We start from the raw sequence: 17328 nt of genomic DNA, 5'->3' as shown, positions 1-17328 counted from the left end.
TTGTCTCGCGATCCTCACTTCTTCTTAGGCAAGCCGGGAAGGCCGGGGAAACCGAGACCCGGAAGCTTTGCGCCGCCCAAGCCTGGTAGTCCTTGGCCGGGCAATCCGCCACCACCGACGCCAGGCAGACCGCCGCCAGGCTTTCCGAGGCCGGCAGCTTCCGCCTGCTTCTGCAGGGCTTCGAGCTGCTTCGGGTCGAGCTTCGAGAGATCCGGCATGCCGCCGCCGAGGCCCCCAAGCCCCATCTTGCTGGCAAGGCCGCCCATCATCTGCTTCATCATGCCGCCTTTGCCCTTGCCACCCATCATCTTCATCATGTCCGCCATCTGGCGGTGCATCTTCAGAAGCTTGTTGATGTCAGCGGCATCGGTGCCGGAGCCGCTGGCGATGCGCTTCTTGCGCGAATGCTTGAGCATATCCGGATTGGCGCGCTCGGCCTTGGTCATCGACGAGATGATGGCAAGCTGGCGCTTGAAAAGCTTGTCGTCGAGGCCGGCGGCGGCCATCTTGTCCTTCATGCCGGCCATGCCCGGCATCAACCCCATGATACCGCCCATGCCGCCCATCTTCTGCATCTGGCGGAGCTGATCGGCGAGGTCGTTCAGGTCGAACTTGCCCTTGGCCATCTTGGCGGCCATGGCGGCCGCCTTCTCGGCGTCGATGTTCTCCGCCGCCTTTTCGACCAGCGAAACGATATCGCCCATGCCGAGGATACGGTCGGCGACGCGGCGGGGATGGAACTCCTCGAGCTCATCCATCTTCTCGCCGACACCGATGAGCTTGATCGGCTTGCCGGTGACGGCGCGCATCGACAGCGCGGCACCGCCGCGGCCGTCGCCGTCCATGCGGGTCAGCACGAGACCGGTGATGCCGACGCGGTCGTCAAAATTGCGTGCGAGATTGACCGCGTCCTGACCCGTCAGCGCATCGGCAACGAGCAGGATCTCGTGCGGATTGGACTTCCGCTTGATCTCCGCCATCTCGATCATCAGCGGCTCGTCGATATGGGTACGGCCGGCCGTATCGAGGATGACGATGTCATGGCCGCCGAGCTTGGCCGCCTGGACGGCGCGCGCAGCGATGTCGGTCGGCGACTGGCCGGCGATGATCGGCAGCGTATCGACGCCCGTCTGGACGCCAAGCTGGCGCAACTGCTCCTGCGCGGCCGGACGACGCGTATCGAGCGAAGCCATCAGGACCTTCTTCTTGTCCCGTGCCGTCAGCCGCTTGGCGATCTTGCCGGTCGTCGTCGTCTTGCCCGAGCCCTGCAGGCCGACCATCATGATGACGACCGGAGCGGGCGCGTTGAGGTCGATCGTCACGCCCTCGGAGCCGAGCATTGCGACAAGCTCGTCATGGACGATCTTGACGACCATCTGGCCGGGCTTGATCGACTTCAGGATTTCGGCGCCGACCGCCTTCTCACGAATCTTTTCCGTGAAGGTCCGCACGACATCGAGCGCGACGTCGGCCTCGAGCAGCGCACGGCGAACCTCCCGGAGCGCCGCGGAAACATCAGCTTCCGACAGGGCGCCGCGGCCGGTCAGTCCATTCAATATGGAACCAAGACGGTCCTGGAGGCTCTCGAACATTCTCTCTTCCTTCTGGTTTCCGGTTTTACCAATGGTTCAGCCGGAAACGTGGGTTCCCTCGCCCGGAAAACAAGGCGCAAAGCCAAAAACCACCCGAGGGCGCAACGCGCTGTCGGATGTTGACCTCCGGGCTCTCTTTATACCTTTGCGGGGCCCGGTCGGCGGCTTCGAAGTCTTCACTTGCGAAGGAATTGGCCGCGATAAACAGGAAAGCGGGCGAAAAGTCAAGGATTGGCGGCAAATTCGCTGGAGGCCGCTTCAGGTGAGGACGGCACCCCGCCCTTCGAGCGCCTCGGAATGCTTGCGCCATTCACCCTCGTCACGGCTCAATACGGCGTTTTCGAGGATCTCCACTCGGTAGCCGCGGTTGAGCGCACCGTTGGCCGTGTTCTGGACGCAATAGCAACCATCGAGTCCTGTCAGCAGCAACGTGCCGACCCTGTTGGCGGCGAGGTAGCCCTCGAGCTCCGGCGACGAGAAGCTGTCGCTCAACGATTTCACCACCTCGAAATCCCGCGTCAGCGGCAACGAAAGACCGAGCCCCTGCGACCCCGGAATTCCCCGTCCCTCGCCAAACAGCCAGATCATCAGCCGGATGAGCGGAGCGCGATAGACATGACGGACGGCGATCACCGGTATTTCGGCTTCGCTCGCCTTGACGACGGCCGTGCTGATCGTGGCAAGGCGCGCCTTCAGATAGGCCTCGTCCCAGCCGAACTTCCCGCCGACGGAGGTGAAATCCTTCTGCACGTCGATGACGAGCAGCGCCAGGTTCGGCCGCATGGAAATGTCGATGCGCTCGCCGGTGGTCGGCGTATTCGCCCTCCACAACTCATACCTCAAGCGGATAGCAAAGAGGGCGACAGCAAAGACGATCGCCCCGACCACCGTGAGAACCGGTATCATCCGCGTTCCTCCGCACCCCATTGGCGTGCCAGTTCCTCGAACGCCGCATCGACGCGAGTCATCACCCGGAGAGCCACCACCACCTCCGTCTGGTTGATGTCGCCGAGAGCGGCATGCAGCAGTTCGAGTTCACGCTGGTGGATCGCGTTGAACAACTCGCGGCCGGCGGGGGTTGGAGCGCAGAAATAGGCTCTGCGATGCTCTGGATTGGGCTTTTTCTCGATCAGGGCTTTCGCCAGGAGGCTGGCGGCCATGCGCTGGACGAACTGCCTCTTCATCGATAGCCGCCTTGCTGCTTCCGGCACCGTCAGCGGCTCGCCGCAGAGCAATTCCAGCACAGCACGCTCGGCGACCGTAATTCCTGCCCCCTCAAGCATTCTCTCCACCGTCCTGTTGACGTTGAGATGGATGGGGCGAAGAAGTCTGATAGCCTTGTAAAGGCGTTCCTGTTTATCGAAGCGAACAAGCATCGGCGCATAATAGCAATCGAGTTGTCATCTTCAAGAATTTGTTAAGGGCCCGTGCCTCGACCCTGTGATGAGGCGCCCGGCGCGCCTATCTTGTTCCATTGCAACGGCAGCCGAGGACGGCAATGAAGAAAGGTGGCAATCCCTATTACAGCGGTCCCGTTTCGGATCATTTCGACGGCGTTCGCTTCTTCAATCCCGGCGGCACCGCGCCGCGTGGCTTCGGCGATCTGCTGCGCTGGCAGCTCGGCGGCCGCCGGACAAGATGGCCGAGCCACTATGTCAGTCCGTTCCGTCAGGCGAGACCCGACCTCAATGTCGACGGCGACGGTCTAAGGGTAACCATGGTCGGGCACGCGACGCTCTTGATCCAGGTCGGCGGGTTGAACATCCTGACCGACCCGGTCTGGTCGCATCGCGCAAGCCCCCTCACCTTTGCCGGTCCGCACCGGCGCAACGCGCCCGGCATTCTCATGGACGACCTGCCGCCGATCGATATCGTGCTCGTCACGCACAATCACTACGACCACCTCGACCTCGCCACGCTCACCGCATTGAACGCGGAACACGCGCCGCGCATCGTGACACCGCTCGGCAACGACACGATCATCCGGCGTTCGGTCCCGAACGCGGAAATGTCCGTTGTCGATTGGGGCGACCGGGTCGAGGTGGAAGACGGGATCATCATCCACGCCGAGCCCTGCCACCACTGGTCGGCCCGCCGCTCCGGCGACCGGCGCATGGCGCTATGGGCCGCCTTCGTGATCGAGACGACGGCCGGCAAGATCTATCATGTCGGCGACACCGGCTTTCACGATGGCATCAACTATCGTGCCGCCCGCGCCAAGCACGGTCCATTCCGCCTCGCCAATCTGCCGTTCGGCTCCTACGAGCCGCGCTGGTTCATGGCATCCCAGCACCAGAACCCGGAGGAGGCGGTCATGGGCATGATCGCCTGCGGCGCCGAGCACGTCGCCGGGCACCACTGGGGCACGTTCCGGCTGACCAACGAGGGGATCGAGGAGCCGCTGAAAGCCCTTGAGGCGGCGCTCGAAAAAGGCGGCATAGAACGAACGCGGTTCAGGGCATTGCGTCCCGGCGAGGTCTTCGACGTTCCCGCCTCCGCAAGGAGCGCCGAATAAAGCGGGCACTGGTAATTTCCGGGCTTTTCCGCCATATACAGCGCAAATGAAGGACGCCTCCCCGGAATTGGAGGCCAGTTGGACAATCGCGACATGGCCGACAGCGTACAATTTGCCAGGATGAACGGGCTTGGAAACAAGATCCTGGTCGTTGACATGCGCGGCCGGAAGGATCGCGTGACGCCTGAAGCCGCCATTGCGCTCAATGCCGATCCGGCCACGGAATTCGATCAGATCATGGCGATCCACGATCCGAAGGCCGCCGGTACCGATGCCTGGATCGAGATCATCAATTCCGACGGATCGATGGCGCAGGCTTGCGGCAACGGCACCCGTTGCGTCGTCCAGGCGCTCGCGGCCGAAACCGGCAAGAAGGCCTTCCTCTTCCATACGGTCGCCGGCCTGCTCGAAGCGAAGGAGCATGACGACGGCACGATCTCGGTCGACATGGGAAGCCCACGTTTCGGCTGGAACGAAATCCCGCTCTCGGAGGAATTCCACGACACCCGCCGGATCGAACTGCAGATCGGGCCGATCGACGATCCGGTGCTGCATTCGCCTTCCGTTGCCTCGATGGGCAACCCGCATGCGATCTTCTGGGTCGAGAACGACGTCTGGTCCTATGAACTCGATCGCTTCGGGCCGCTGCTCGAAAATCATCCGATGTTCCCGGAACGCGCCAACATCTCGATCGCCCGCGTCCGTTCGCCTCAGGAAATGGATCTGAGGACCTGGGAGCGCGGCGCAGGGCTGACGCTTGCCTGCGGCTCGGCGGCTTGCGCCGCCGCCGTCAGCGGTGCCCGGACGGGCCGGACGGAGCGGACAGTGACGGTGAACGTTCCGGGCGGCCCGCTCCTCATCGAATGGCGCGAGCGCGACGACCACGTCATCATGACCGGACCGGCCCAGTGGGAATGGTCGGGTACCGTCGATCCCGTGACGGGCGCCTTTCAGCGCGACGGCGCAGCGGCTGGCGACAGCGGAGCGCGGGCGCTTTGAGCGGCGTCGAGGTCATAACCTTCGGCTGCCGCCTCAACACCTATGAATCGGAAGTGATGCGGGCCGAGGCCGAGAAGGCGGGGCTGAACAACGCCATTCTCGTCAACACCTGCGCGGTGACCGGCGAGGCCGTGCGCCAGGCACGCCAGGCGATCCGCCGCGCACGGCGCGACAACCCGCACGCCCGCATCATCGTTACCGGCTGCGCCGCCCAGACGGAGAAGGAAACCTTTGCCGAAATGGCCGAGGTGGACGCAGTGCTCGGCAACGAGGAGAAGCTGAAGAGCGCCTCGTACCGCTCGCTGCCGGATTTCGGCGTTTCGGCAGAGGAAAAACTCCGCGTCAACGACATCATGAGCGTGCGCGCCACCGCGCCGCAGATGATCAAACACATCGACGGGCACGTGCGCGCCTTCATCCAGGTGCAGAACGGCTGCGACCACCGCTGCACCTTCTGCATCATCCCCTATGGCCGCGGCAATTCCCGCTCCGTGCCGATGGGCGCCGTCGTCGAACAGGCGCGCCGGCTCGTCGAAAGCGGCTACCGCGAAATCGTGCTGACCGGCGTCGACGCGACGAGCTATGGCGCCGACCTTCCGGGAACGCCGACGCTCGGGCTGCTCGCCAAGACGCTGTTGAAACAGGTGCCGGAAATTCTGCGCCTGCGGCTCTCCTCGATCGACAGCATCGAGGCGGATCGGCATCTCCTCGACCTGATCGCTGACGAGCCGCGCTTCATGCCGCATCTGCATCTTTCGCTCCAGCACGGCGATGACCTCATTCTGAAGCGCATGAAGCGGCGGCATTCGAGCGCCGATGCCCGCGCCTTCTGCGACCAGGTGCGGCGCCTAAGACCCGAGATCAGCTTCGGCGCCGACATGATCGCCGGCTTTCCGACCGAAACAGAAGCGATGTTCGAGAATGCCGCGCGCCTCGCGGAGGACTGCGGCATAGCCCACCTGCATGTTTTTCCTTACAGCGCCCGTCCCGGCACGCCGGCCGCACGCATGCCGCAGCTCGATCGGGCGCTCGTCAAGGAACGCGCCGCCCGTCTCCGCGCGAAGGGCACCGAGCTTCACGCTGCGCACCTTGACCGAATGGTTGGCAGCGAGCAGTCGATCCTGGTCGAGATGAACGGGCTCGCGCACACGGAAAACTTCACGCTCGTCGATGCAGCCGGCCTCGAGCCGCGGTCGCTCATTAACGTCACGATCACCGGGCACAATGGCAAGCACCTGACGATGCAGCGAAAACAGCTGGCTGCGGCCTGACACGCGGATATTCCCATGGCAATCGGTTTCATCAAGAAGATCTTCTCCTTCGGCAAGGGCGCCGTCGAGGAGAAACCTGCCCCGCCGCAGGAGGCGCCGGAGGCGGCTATCGCTGAGGCGGTGACACCCCCCTCTGTCCCCTCAGAAGATCTTCCCGATGAGCCGCGGGCGGTCGAGTCTGCCGCAGCGGACGACCGTGGCGCGATCGAGGACGCCGAAGCCGGCGCAGCGGAGATTACGCCCTCGGCCGAGAGCGCCGCGGATGAGGTCGATGCCCGTAGCGAAAACGTCGAGTCAAACACCGAGACCGCTGCCGACGAGAGCGTTGCGATAGAAGGCGAGAGCGCGCCTCCTCCGATCTCCCCCCCTGTGGGGGAGATGCCCGGCAGGGCAGAGGGAGGTGGCTCCGATTCCGGCCACGCCGAAGTGTCTGATAGCGAAACCGACCTCGCTACCGACATGGCGGCGATACCCCCCTCTGTCCCTTCGGGACATCTCCCCCACAAGGGGGGAGAGCGGAAGGTGGCCGGGGCAACCGCCGAGGACGACCGAACTGCCATCGGGGAGACAAAGGCCGGCACAGACGATCTTGCCACCTCGCCCGAATTAACCGCACGAGAGACCGACATCACAGATGACGTCGGCGCATTGCCCGGCCTAACCAAAGAAGACTCCACACGCGAAGGCGCCACAGTCGACGAAAACGCCACGGTTGGCGAAGAGCGCGCCGCGCCTCCAATCTCCCCCCTTCTGGGGGAGATGCCCGGCAGGGCAGAGAGGGGTGAGGCAGCCGAACCGATGCTCTCAGCCGCACCGGCTCTGCCGAAAGGCTTCGCAATCTTCGACCAGCGTCCGAAGGAAGGAGCACCCGCGCTCCAGCCGAAGCTTAACTGGTACCAGCGCCTGCGCCGCGGCCTTGCGCGCACCTCGTCGCAGCTGACCGGCCAGATCGCCAGCCTCTTCACCAAGAGGAAGCTCGACGAGGCGACGCTGCAGGATCTCGAGGACCTGCTGATCCAGGCCGACCTCGGCGTCGAGACGGCGATGCGCATTACCGACACGCTCGCCTCCGAGCGCTACGGCAAGGACGTCTCCGGCGAGGACGTGTCGCGCATCATGGCCGGCGAGATCACCAAGGTGCTGGCGCCGGTCGCCAAACCGCTCGAGCTCGATCTCAGCCACAAGCCGCACGTGATTCTCGTCGTCGGCGTCAACGGCACCGGGAAGACCACGACAATCGGCAAGCTCGCAGCAAAGCTCTCCGGCGCGGGCCTGAAGGTGATGCTTGCGGCCGGCGACACGTTCCGCGCCGCAGCCATCGAGCAATTGAAGATCTGGGCCGAACGGACGAAATCCGACATCGTCTCGTCGAAGCTTGGCGCCGACGCCGCCGGGCTTGCCTATGAGGCGTTCCAGCTCGCGCGCGAAAAGAAGTCGGATGTGCTGATCATCGACACGGCCGGGCGACTGCAGAACAAGACCGAGCTGATGGCGGAACTCGAAAAGATCGTCCGCGTTCTCGGCAAGCTCGATCCCGACGCGCCGCATACGGTCCTGCAGACACTCGACGCGACGACCGGCCAGAATGCCCTCCAGCAGGTGGAGATCTTCCGCAACGTCGCAGGCGTCAGCGGTCTCATCATGACCAAGCTCGACGGCACCGCGCGCGGCGGCATCCTCGTCGCGATTTCCGCAAAACACAAGTTACCGGTCTATTTCATCGGTGTCGGCGAAGGCGTCGACGATCTCGAGCCCTTCGAGGCGAAGGATTTCGCCGAAGCAATCGCCGGCGTCGCTGCCTGAGGACGGCGGCAGCCCTATAAGGAACGTTTGGACGCCGGCGGCCGCGCTGATATGGTTTTGCCGCAATGCTGGTGTTATGAGCAGTCAGAGCGGGGCGAGGAAGCGTGAAGCGGTTTTCCGCCCGCGCCCCACTCTACAGCCCCGCGCATCTTGTCAGACGCGCAAGGGACGCTGTAGCACTTTGAATTGCTGCATGTTTTTATCGTTAAATCGGCTACGATTTAAGGAAACATGCAGTAGCAAGACGAGAGATGCACGAACAGGATCCGCAAATGTCGACATTCGAGGCCGCCAAGCCGCGGAGAGAAGTAGGTCCGCTCCTGAAACTGGTGCTGGAGCTCGGACCTCTCATGGTCTTCTTCTTCGCCAATTCGCGCGGCGACTGGCTGTCGCGGGAATTCCCCGCCCTTTCGCAACTCGGCGGCCCGATCTTCATTGCCACCGGCCTGTTCATGGCGGCAACGGCGACAGCGCTCGTCGCTTCCTGGATGCTGACCCGAACGCTGCCGATGATGCCGCTCGTTTCCGGGATCGTCGTCTTCGTGTTCGGCGCGCTGACGCTCTGGCTGCAGAATGACACGTTCATCAAGATGAAGCCGACGATCGTCAACACGCTCTTCGGCGCGATCCTGCTCGGCGGCCTTCTCTTTGGCAAGTCGCTGCTCGGCTATGTCTTTCACGCCGCCTTCAAGCTGGACGACGACGGCTGGCGGAAGCTGACGATCCGCTGGGGCCTCTTCTTCCTGTTCCTCGCGGTTTTGAACGAGATCGTCTGGCGCTCCTTCTCGACCGATTTCTGGGTCGCCTTCAAGGTCTGGGGAACGATGCCGATCACCATTCTCTTCACCCTCGCCCAGATGCCTCTGATCATGAAGCATTCGCTCGAACAGGATAGCGCCGAGTGACGATCGCAGCCGGGACCGACGACAGACAACGCTGGGCCCGGTTCTGGCTGATCGCCTGCCTTGGCGTCGTGGTGGTCCAGATGCTGACGCAGTATCTCATGGGCCGGGTGTGGATCTGCGAATGCGGCTACGTCAAGTTCTGGGAGGGCGTGGTCAAGTCCAGCGGAAACTCGCAGCACATTACCGACTGGTACACGCCGTCCCACATCATCCACGGCTTCCTCTTCTACGGCCTCGGACACTTGGCTCTGCGCGGCAAGCCGCTGAGCGCGCGCCTGCTTCTCGCGACCGTGATCGAATCCGCCTGGGAAATTGCCGAGAACACGCCGATGGTGATCAACCGCTACCGTTCGGCGACGATCTCGCTCGACTATTTCGGCGACAGCATCCTGAATTCCACCATGGACACGCTGGCCATGGCCACAGGCTTCCTGCTCGCCTCACGGCTGCCGGTCGCTGCAACAGTTGCAATCGCGATCGTCCTCGAACTCTTCACCGCCTGGACGGTGCGCGACAATCTCACCCTCAACGTGCTGATGCTCGTCTGGCCGCTCGACGCGGTGAAGGGCTGGCAGGCTGGCCTTTGACCTCAGTGATTTCGCCGCTCACGAGCCGGCGAGCGCCTTCTCGATCGCCGGCATCAGCCCTTCCTTGAGGCTGCGTTCGTCAAAAGGACCGACACGCTTGTAGAGGATCGTACCGTCGGCACTGACGAGGTAGGATTCCGGGATGCCGTAGACGCCCCAGTCGATCGCGGCCTTGCCGCGCGGGTCGACACCGATCGCCGAAAACGGATTGCCGAGCTCGCCCAGGAAACGCAAAGCGTTTTCGTTCTGGTCCTTGTAATTGATGCCGACAACGGCGAGACGCGGGTCCTTGGAGAGCTGCAGGATGATCGGGTGCTCCTGCCGGCAGGGCACGCACCAGGAGGCCCAGATATTGACGAGCGTCAGCTTGCCCTTGATCGCCGCATCGTTGAGCGCCGGCATCGGCTGGCCCGCAAGCGTCGCGCCTTCAAGCGGCGGCAGATCAAGCTTCGGCGCCTTGGTTCCGATCAGCGCCGAGGGGATTTCGCTGACATTCTTGCCGGAGTTCAGCTGGCTCCAGAAGATAAGCGCTAGCGCCGCGAAGATGATGAGCGGCAGTGCTGCAAACAGGAAACGCAAGGCGCCGGGCTTGCGCTCGTCCGGCTGGGGCGCGTGGGTGCTGCTCATCGTCCGGCCCCGCCCGAGGCGTCCGCCGAGCGGCGTCGAATGCCTGCCGCTTCGAGCTCTCTCAATTCACGCCGACGGGCGCGGCCATCGCCGACGACCCAGAACACGAGCCCCGCCACCGTGACGGCGGCGACGGCATAGCTCGCAAGGACATAGGCGGCATGGCTCATCATAGTCCCTGTGCCTCCCGGCCGGCATTGCGCACTGCCTGACGGCGGAGCGACGTTACCCGGCGGCGCCATATCTCGTTGCGCATTGCGGCGATGTGCAGCGTGAAGAACAGAAGCGTGAAGGCGACCGCCATGATCAGAAGCGGCCACAAGAACTCGGGATCGATGGTCGGCCCGTCGAGGCGCAACACGCTTGCGGGCTGATGCAGCGTGTTCCACCACTCGACGGAGAACTTGATGATCGGGATGTTGACGAAGCCGACCAGCACGAGAACGGCGGAGACGCGCGCCGAGCGGGTGGGGTCGTCCATGGCACGATTGAGCGCGATCAGCCCGAGATACATGAGGAAGAGCACGAAGACCGAAGTCAGCCGCGCATCCCAGACCCACCATGCCCCCCACATCGGCTTGCCCCAGAGCGAACCGGTGACGAGCGCGAGAAAGGTGAAGCAGGCGCCGATCGGTGCGGCGGCCTTGGCGGAAACGTCGGCCAGCGGATGGCGCCAGACGAGCGTGCCGAGCGCGGAAATCGCCATCACCGTGTAGCACATCATCGACAGCCATGCCGCCGGCACGTGCACATACATGATGCGCACCGTCTCGCCCTGCTGATAATCGCCCTCGGTCGTGAAGGAAAGCCAGAGGCCAACGGCGAAGAACAGGACAGTGGCGGCGGCAAACCAGGGCAGCACACGGTCCGCCAACGCCAGAAACCGGGTCGGATTGGCGAGATCGCTGAATTTGCGTATGGCCAAGCTGTTTTCGCTCATATCGGCTCTTTAACGCGGAAGCATCCCTTCCGCAATTGACCCCGGTCAATCACGATTGCGTTAATGCATGTCGCCAAAAACGCGCAGCGGTCTTGGGACAAAAACATACACAACCAAAACGCAAAGCGCACCGCATCGGTTCATTGACCGTAACGCGCCTCAATCGGCCGAATGCCTGAGCGCGGCGGCTGCGGCGACCGGACCGATGACTGCGAAGAACAAGGTTATCGCCATCAATATCATGAAAGGCGGCAGAAACGGGGCGGGCTCCTCGATCGCCGCATAAACCGCGCTGACGCCGAAGATCAGCACGGGAACGGCGAGCGGCAGAACGAGGATCGAGACGAGCAGCCCGCCACGCGGCAGGGCGACCGCAACCGCAGCACCGACCGCGCCGATGAAGGTGATCGCGGGCGTTCCGGCAAGAAGCGTGAGCATCGTCGCGCCGATCGCGAGCTCGTTCATGTTCATGAAGAGGCCGAGCAGCGGCGAGGCGATGACAAGCGGCAGGCCGGTCGCGGCCCAGTGGGCGGCGCATTTGACGAACACCGTCATGAGCAGCGGCGTCTCCTGCATCAGCAGGAGATCGAGCGACCCGTCTTCGCGTTCTGCCTGGAAAAGACGGTCGAGACCGAGAAGCGAGGCGAGCAGCGCGCCGATCCAGAGCATCGCCGGGCCGATGCGCGCGAGCAGGTTGAGATCCGGTCCGACTCCGAATGGAACGACGGCAACGACCGTCATGAAGAACAGCACGCCGATCATGGCGCCGCCGCCTGCGCGCACCGAGAGCTTGAGGTCGCGAAAGAAGAGGGCAATCAAAGGGTGAACCCCTTCATCTGCAGGCCCTGCGTCGACCCGAGCCCCAGAGGCTGATGCGTCGCGGCGATGACGATGCCGCCGCGTTCGAGATGCCCCGTCACAAGCCCGGCGAACAGCCTGTCCGCCCCCGCATCGAGCGCTGCGGTCGGCTCGTCGAGCAGCCAGATCGGCCTATGGGCGACGAGAAGCTTGGCCATGGCCATGCGCCGCTGCTGGCCGGCCGAAAGGTAGCCGAAGGGCAGGTGCGTGATGTCGGCAAGGCCTACGGCTTCGGCCGCAGCGGCGATATCGACGCCGGAGCCTCCCGGCGAATCACCCATGAATCGCTGCCAGAAGGAAAGATTTTCCCGGACGGTCAGCTCGCGCTTCATCGCGTTGCGGTGGCCGAGATAGTGGCTGAGCTCGCGTGGGTGGTCGAATTCCGCCGGTCCTTCCTCGATCCCGAGCCGGCCCGATTCGGCCTGCAAGAGACCGGCCAGAACCCTGAGCAGGGTCGACTTGCCGGAGCCGTTCGGACCCGTCACCACAAGAGCCTCTCCCTCTCCGAGGGAAAAGGAAATATCGTTAAAAATCAGGTCCTCGCCGCGCCTTGCACTCAAACCTTCAGCCAGCAGGCGCATGTATTTTCAGCTTCCTTGACGCTCTTTGCCGCACAGCAAAAAAAGTTCCGATTGGACCTTGGTTGGTCTGGCACCATTTGGAGAAATTATCTATAACGCGGCCAACACGCCAGCGGTCGGCGTGAATTTCATCCAAGCGCCGAACATGGAATGACATTCCACGTACGGACAGCGGAAATGGCCGCACCCGCATCCCAATTCGCGCTTCCTGCGCTCGGGCGTTCGTACGTCAGTTTTTGGCGATCAGACGGAACGGGGTATTATCCAGTGTCCAAATCCCTCGACAGCTTCAAATGTCGCTCCACGCTCACCGTCAACGGTGTGGATTATGTTTACTACAGCCTGCCGAAGGCGGAAGCGAACGGCCTTGCCGGCGTTTCGAAGCTTCCCTATTCGATGAAGGTGCTGCTGGAAAACCTGCTGCGCAACGAGGATGGCCGCTCGGTCACCAAGAAGGACATCGAGAACGTCGCCGCCTGGCTGAGCGACAAAGGCACCGCGGAAAACGAAATCGCCTATCGTCCCGCACGCGTGCTGATGCAGGACTTCACCGGCGTCCCGGCCGTTGTCGATCTCGCGGCAATGCGCGATGCCATGGTCTCGCTCGGCGGCGACGCGGAGAAGATCAACCCGCTGGTTCCCGTCGACCTCGTCATCGACCACTCGGTCATCGTCGACGAATTCGGCACGCCGCAGGCCTTTGCCCGCAACGTCGAACTGGAATACCAGCGCAACGGCGAGCGCTACCGCTTCCTGAAATGGGGCCAGCAGGCCTTCAAGAACTTCCGCGTCGTGCCCCCCGGCACCGGCATCTGTCACCAGGTGAACCTCGAATATCTCGGTCAGACCGTCTGGACCCGCGAAGAGGACGGCGAAATCACCGCCTATCCGGACACCTGCGTCGGCACCGACAGCCACACCACGATGATCAACGGCCTCGGCGTGCTCGGCTGGGGCGTCGGAGGCATCGAAGCCGAAGCCGCAATGCTCGGCCAGCCGGTCTCGATGCTGCTGCCGGAAGTCATCGGCTTCAAGCTGACGGGCAAGCTCAAGGAAGGCGTCACCGCGACCGACCTGGTGCTGACTGTCGTGCAGATGCTGCGCAGAAAAGGCGTGGTCTCGAAATTCGTCGAATTCTTCGGCCCCGGCCTCGACAACATGACGCTTGCCGACCGCGCGACGATCGGCAACATGGGTCCGGAATACGGTGCGACCTGCGGCTTCTTCCCGGTCGATGCCGAAACGATCAACTATCTCACCATGTCCGGCCGTGAAGAGCAGCGCATCGCGCTGGTCGAAGCCTATTCCAAGGCCCAGGGCATGTGGCGCGAAGGCGACGGCTCCGAGCTCGTATTCACCGACACCTTGGAACTCGACCTTGGCGACGTCGTGCCGTCGATGGCTGGCCCCAAGCGTCCCGAAGGCCGCATTGCGCTGGAAAACATCGCATCCGGCTTCGCAACCGCGCTCGAAGGCGATTACAAGAAGCCCGGCCAGCTTTCGAACCGTTACGCTGTCGAAGGCACGGATTTCGATCTTGGCCATGGCGACGTCGCAATCGCGGCGATCACCTCCTGCACCAACACCTCGAACCCTTCGGTGCTGATCGCGGCCGGCCTGCTCGCCCGCAACGCCGTCGCCAAGGGCCTGAAGACGAAGCCCTGGGTCAAGACGTCGCTCGCACCGGGATCGCAGGTCGTCGGTGAATATCTGGCGAAGTCCGGCCTGCAGGCTGACCTCGACAAGCTCGGCTTCAATCTCGTCGGCTTCGGCTGCACCACTTGCATCGGCAACTCCGGTCCGCTGCCGGGGCCGATCTCCAAGACGATCAACGACAAGGGCCTGATCGCCGCCGGCGTTCTCTCCGGCAACCGCAACTTCGAAGGCCGCATCTCGCCGGACGTCCAGGCGAACTATCTCGCCTCGCCGCCGCTCGTCGTCGCCTATGCTCTCGCAGGCACGGTCCAGAAGGACCTGACCAGCGAGCCGATCGGCGAAGACAAGGACGGCAAGCCGGTCTATCTCAAGGACATCTGGCCGACCTCGCAGGAGATCCAGGACTTCATCTTCAAATACGTCACCCGCGAACTCTACGCGACGAAATATGCGGACGTGTTCAAGGGCGACGCCAACTGGCAGGCGGTTCAGGTTCCGGCCGGGCAGACCTATGCCTGGGACGAAGCTTCCACCTATGTCCAGAACCCGCCTTACTTCGTCGGCATGGGCAAGACGGGCGCCGGCATTTCCGACATCAAGGGCGCTCGCGTCCTCGGCCTCTTCGGCGACAAGATCACCACCGACCACATTTCTCCGGCCGGCTCGATCAAGGCCGCGTCTCCGGCGGGCTCCTACCTGCTCGGCCATGGCGTGACCGTTGCCGACTTCAACCAGTACGGCACCCGCCGCGGCAATCATGAAGTGATGATGCGCGGCACCTTCGCCAACATCCGCATCCGCAACCACATGCTCGGCCCGAACGGCAAGGAAGGTGGCTACACCATCCACTATCCGTCGAAGGAAGAGATGTCGATCTACGATGCGGCCATGATGTACAAGGAAGAGGGCGTTCCGCTTGTCATCTTCGCCGGGGTCGAATACGGCAACGGTTCGTCGCGCGACTGGGCGGCCAAGGGCACCAACCTGCTCGGCGTCAAGGCCGTGATCGCCCAGTCCTTCGAGCGCATTCACCGCTCGAACCTCGTCGGCATGGGCGTCATCCCCTTCGTCTTCGAAGAAGGCATGACCTGGGAGTCGCTGGGCTTGAAGGGCGATGAAATCGTGACGATCGACAACCTCGCCAATGTTCAGCCGCGCGAAAAGCGCGTGGCTCGGATCACCTATGGTGACGGCTCGGTCAAGGAAGTTCCGCTGATCTGCCGCATCGACACGCTTGACGAGGTCACCTACGTCAACAACGGCGGCATCCTGCAGACGGTTCTGCGCGACCTCGCGGCCTGAGTCTGCTGACCGTCTTACGGCTTGAAAGCCGGGGCATCGAATGATGCTCCGGCTTTTTCACGTCCCCGTACCGGTAAGCGGCGAAATACTCACTCCAACGTGACTTTCCGTTGAAGAACGGCCGTCGTATGTATGATTTCCCGCATTCGAGCCTGCCGACCAAGAAGTGACGCCATGACATCCGCCTGCAAAACGACCATCCGGCGTCTCGCCCTGACGATAGCGTTTCTGGGGGCAGGCTGCGGGGCGGTGGCTGCGGATGATGGAAAGACAATCAAGGGTGTCGTCGAACTCTTCACCAGCCAGGGCTGCTCGTCCTGCCCGCCCGCGGATGCCGCGCTGAAGAAGCTCGTTGACGAGGGTGACGTCGTCGCGCTCGCCTATCACGTCGATTACTGGAACTATCTGGGCTGGGCCGACACGCTCGCTTCCAAGGAAAATACCGAACGGCAATATGCCTATGCCCGCATGCTCGGCAGCAACGGCGTCTATACGCCCCAGGCCGTCCTGAACGGGCGCGATCATCTCAACGGCGCCAATCTACAGGCGATCAGGAGCCGGCTCGACGTGATGAACACCGATGGCCGGGGCCTGGCCGTTCCGGTCGACGCCGCGATCGATGCCGATGAAATCTCGATCAAGATCGGTGCCGGCGAAGGCAAGGCAAATGTCGTCGTCGTCTATTTCGACCGAGCCAAGGTGGTCGATGTCGAGAAGGGCGAAAACAGTGGCAAGCAGATCGCCTACTGGCATGCCGTGCGCGACATACAGACGATCGGCATGTGGGACGGCAATCCCGCCGAATTCACATTGCCCGCTTCCGTCCTGATCGAGGGACGTGGCAATAGCGGCTGCGCCATTCTGCTGCAATCGATGAAGGATGCGGAGACCCCGGGAGCCATCATCGGAGCAGCCGCCGTTCTTGCCGGCCCGCAGGGCAAGCTTTGACCCCCGCAGGGTAAGCTTTGAACACGGAAATTTCTGAGACGGGGGGGTGGTTCGGCCCGGCAGCATCGAGGGGCTGGGGCTGAGGGTTCGAAGTTACCGGACCGAACCGGTCATGTCTGCGTTCGTAATCTCCCGCAGCATGACGACCTGTCCGGACATACGGTGGCAACGACTCTGTCCGGCAGCGGTCGGAGTTTTGCCGTGAATTGGGGCGGCGATTTGACTGAATTGCGGCAAGGACAAGAATTGCCGGTATTGTTCAACAGCTTCCGTCTTGCTTTTCAGATCGTGTCAGGCACACTGTCGTGGTTCTGTCACATCAGAAGGCCGGAATGCCGATGACCGATGAACCGGATTTGCCGCAAGGCGAAACGCGTCGCCAGGGCCAGACCACGTCGGAAGTGGTCGACTTCCACGAGTACAAGAACGCCAGAAATCCCCCTCCCGTTACATTTCATCGCCGCGAGCTGGACCAGATTTTGCGACTCTATGGCCGCATGGTCGGCGAAGGCGAATGGCGCGATTATGCGATCGACCACACGAGGGATCGAGCTGTTTTCTCAGTGTTCAAGCGTTCGGGGGAAACGCCGCTTTACCGGATCGAGAAAAATCCGAAGCTTGCGGCAAAACAGGGTGCCTATAGTGTGCTCAATGCCTATGGCACGATATTGAAGCGTGGCCATGAGCTTGCCCAGGTGCTCAAGGTGTTCGACAAGGTGCTGAAGCTCGTCGAAACCTGAGACG

The 17328-nt window shown here is 62.9% G+C and carries 17 protein-coding genes; 9 read left to right on the top strand and 8 right to left on the bottom strand.

What is annotated here, in order from left to right:
* Positions 1 to 14 precede the first annotated feature (14 nt).
* The 3 genes from ffh to ILFOPFJJ_RS00980 all read right to left on the bottom strand — a co-directional run bounded on the left by ffh (position 15) and on the right by ILFOPFJJ_RS00980 (position 2875).
* Positions 15 to 1592, bottom strand: a complete 1578-nt coding sequence (gene ffh, locus ILFOPFJJ_RS00990) for a signal recognition particle protein (protein ID WP_173508727.1) — start codon at positions 1590 to 1592, stop codon at positions 15 to 17.
* A 258-nt stretch (positions 1593 to 1850) separates the two neighbouring features.
* On the bottom strand, positions 1851 to 2498 hold the full coding sequence (locus ILFOPFJJ_RS00985) for a cysteine hydrolase family protein (RefSeq protein WP_173508726.1): 648 nt from the start codon (positions 2496 to 2498) through the stop codon (positions 1851 to 1853).
* Positions 2495 to 2875, bottom strand: coding sequence for a MarR family winged helix-turn-helix transcriptional regulator (locus ILFOPFJJ_RS00980; RefSeq protein ID WP_246299435.1), 381 nt, complete (start codon positions 2873 to 2875; stop codon positions 2495 to 2497). Before ILFOPFJJ_RS00980 ends, ILFOPFJJ_RS00985 begins: the two co-directional genes overlap by 4 nt.
* A 215-nt stretch (positions 2876 to 3090) precedes the next feature.
* On the opposite strand from ILFOPFJJ_RS00980, the gene ILFOPFJJ_RS00975 reads away from it, so the two are divergent.
* From ILFOPFJJ_RS00975 to ILFOPFJJ_RS00950, 6 genes are all read left to right on the top strand, one after another.
* Entirely contained in the window at positions 3091 to 4107 is a 1017-nt protein-coding gene (locus ILFOPFJJ_RS00975) for an MBL fold metallo-hydrolase (protein WP_173508724.1), read from the top strand.
* Positions 4108 to 4200: 93 nt separating this feature from the next.
* Entirely contained in the window at positions 4201 to 5106 is a 906-nt protein-coding gene (gene dapF, locus ILFOPFJJ_RS00970; protein WP_173510115.1) for a diaminopimelate epimerase, read from the top strand.
* Complete coding sequence (gene mtaB, locus ILFOPFJJ_RS00965; protein ID WP_173508723.1) at positions 5103 to 6377, top strand: tRNA (N(6)-L-threonylcarbamoyladenosine(37)-C(2))-methylthiotransferase MtaB; 1275 nt, start codon at positions 5103 to 5105, stop codon at positions 6375 to 6377. Before dapF ends, mtaB begins: the two co-directional genes overlap by 4 nt.
* 15 nt (positions 6378 to 6392) lie before the next feature.
* On the top strand, positions 6393 to 8180 hold the full coding sequence (ftsY, locus tag ILFOPFJJ_RS00960) for a signal recognition particle-docking protein FtsY (protein WP_173508722.1): 1788 nt from the start codon (positions 6393 to 6395) through the stop codon (positions 8178 to 8180).
* Positions 8181 to 8452: 272 nt separating this feature from the next.
* Complete coding sequence (locus tag ILFOPFJJ_RS00955; protein WP_173508721.1) at positions 8453 to 9085, top strand: septation protein A; 633 nt, start codon at positions 8453 to 8455, stop codon at positions 9083 to 9085.
* Positions 9082 to 9672, top strand: a complete 591-nt coding sequence (locus tag ILFOPFJJ_RS00950) for a DUF2585 domain-containing protein (RefSeq protein WP_173508720.1) — start codon at positions 9082 to 9084, stop codon at positions 9670 to 9672. Before ILFOPFJJ_RS00955 ends, ILFOPFJJ_RS00950 begins: the two co-directional genes overlap by 4 nt.
* Positions 9673 to 9690: 18 nt before the next feature.
* On the opposite strand, the gene ILFOPFJJ_RS00945 is transcribed toward ILFOPFJJ_RS00950, so the two are convergent.
* The 5 genes from ILFOPFJJ_RS00945 to ccmA all read right to left on the bottom strand — a co-directional run bounded on the left by ILFOPFJJ_RS00945 (position 9691) and on the right by ccmA (position 12678).
* On the bottom strand, positions 9691 to 10299 hold the full coding sequence (locus ILFOPFJJ_RS00945) for a DsbE family thiol:disulfide interchange protein (RefSeq protein ID WP_173508719.1): 609 nt from the start codon (positions 10297 to 10299) through the stop codon (positions 9691 to 9693).
* The gene (ccmD, locus tag ILFOPFJJ_RS00940) at positions 10296 to 10472 is read right to left on the bottom strand and encodes a heme exporter protein CcmD (RefSeq protein ID WP_173508718.1); all 177 of its coding nucleotides are present in this window, start codon (positions 10470 to 10472) and stop codon (positions 10296 to 10298) included. Before ccmD ends, ILFOPFJJ_RS00945 begins: the two co-directional genes overlap by 4 nt.
* A complete protein-coding gene (locus ILFOPFJJ_RS00935) occupies positions 10469 to 11239 on the bottom strand; it encodes a heme ABC transporter permease (protein WP_173508717.1) in 771 nt (256 codons plus the stop codon). Before ILFOPFJJ_RS00935 ends, ccmD begins: the two co-directional genes overlap by 4 nt.
* Positions 11240 to 11398: 159 nt before the next feature.
* Positions 11399 to 12058, bottom strand: coding sequence for a heme exporter protein CcmB (ccmB, locus tag ILFOPFJJ_RS00930; protein ID WP_173508716.1), 660 nt, complete (start codon positions 12056 to 12058; stop codon positions 11399 to 11401).
* Positions 12055 to 12678 carry a heme ABC exporter ATP-binding protein CcmA gene (gene ccmA / locus ILFOPFJJ_RS00925; RefSeq protein WP_173508715.1) on the bottom strand — a complete coding sequence of 208 codons (624 nt, stop codon included), beginning with the start codon at positions 12676 to 12678 and terminating at the stop codon, positions 12055 to 12057. The genes ccmB and ccmA overlap by 4 nt, the downstream gene beginning before the upstream one ends.
* A gap of 267 nt (positions 12679 to 12945) precedes the next feature.
* On the opposite strand from ccmA, the gene acnA reads away from it, so the two are divergent.
* The 3 genes from acnA to ILFOPFJJ_RS00910 all read left to right on the top strand — a co-directional run bounded on the left by acnA (position 12946) and on the right by ILFOPFJJ_RS00910 (position 17324).
* The gene (gene acnA / locus ILFOPFJJ_RS00920; RefSeq protein ID WP_173508714.1) at positions 12946 to 15636 is read left to right on the top strand and encodes an aconitate hydratase AcnA; all 2691 of its coding nucleotides are present in this window, start codon (positions 12946 to 12948) and stop codon (positions 15634 to 15636) included.
* A 174-nt stretch (positions 15637 to 15810) separates the two neighbouring features.
* A complete protein-coding gene (locus ILFOPFJJ_RS00915) occupies positions 15811 to 16584 on the top strand; it encodes a DUF1223 domain-containing protein (protein WP_173508713.1) in 774 nt (257 codons plus the stop codon).
* Between the two features lie 332 nt (positions 16585 to 16916).
* A complete protein-coding gene (locus ILFOPFJJ_RS00910; RefSeq protein WP_173508712.1) occupies positions 16917 to 17324 on the top strand; it encodes a DUF2794 domain-containing protein in 408 nt (135 codons plus the stop codon).
* The last annotated feature ends 4 nt before the right edge of the window (positions 17325 to 17328 follow it).

The sequence above is a fragment of the Sinorhizobium psoraleae genome (assembly GCF_013283645.1).
Lineage (GTDB): Bacteria > Pseudomonadota > Alphaproteobacteria > Rhizobiales > Rhizobiaceae > Sinorhizobium > Sinorhizobium psoraleae.
The sequence above is the reverse complement of the archived record's forward strand: the minus strand, read 5'-3'. Positions and strand labels throughout refer to the sequence as shown.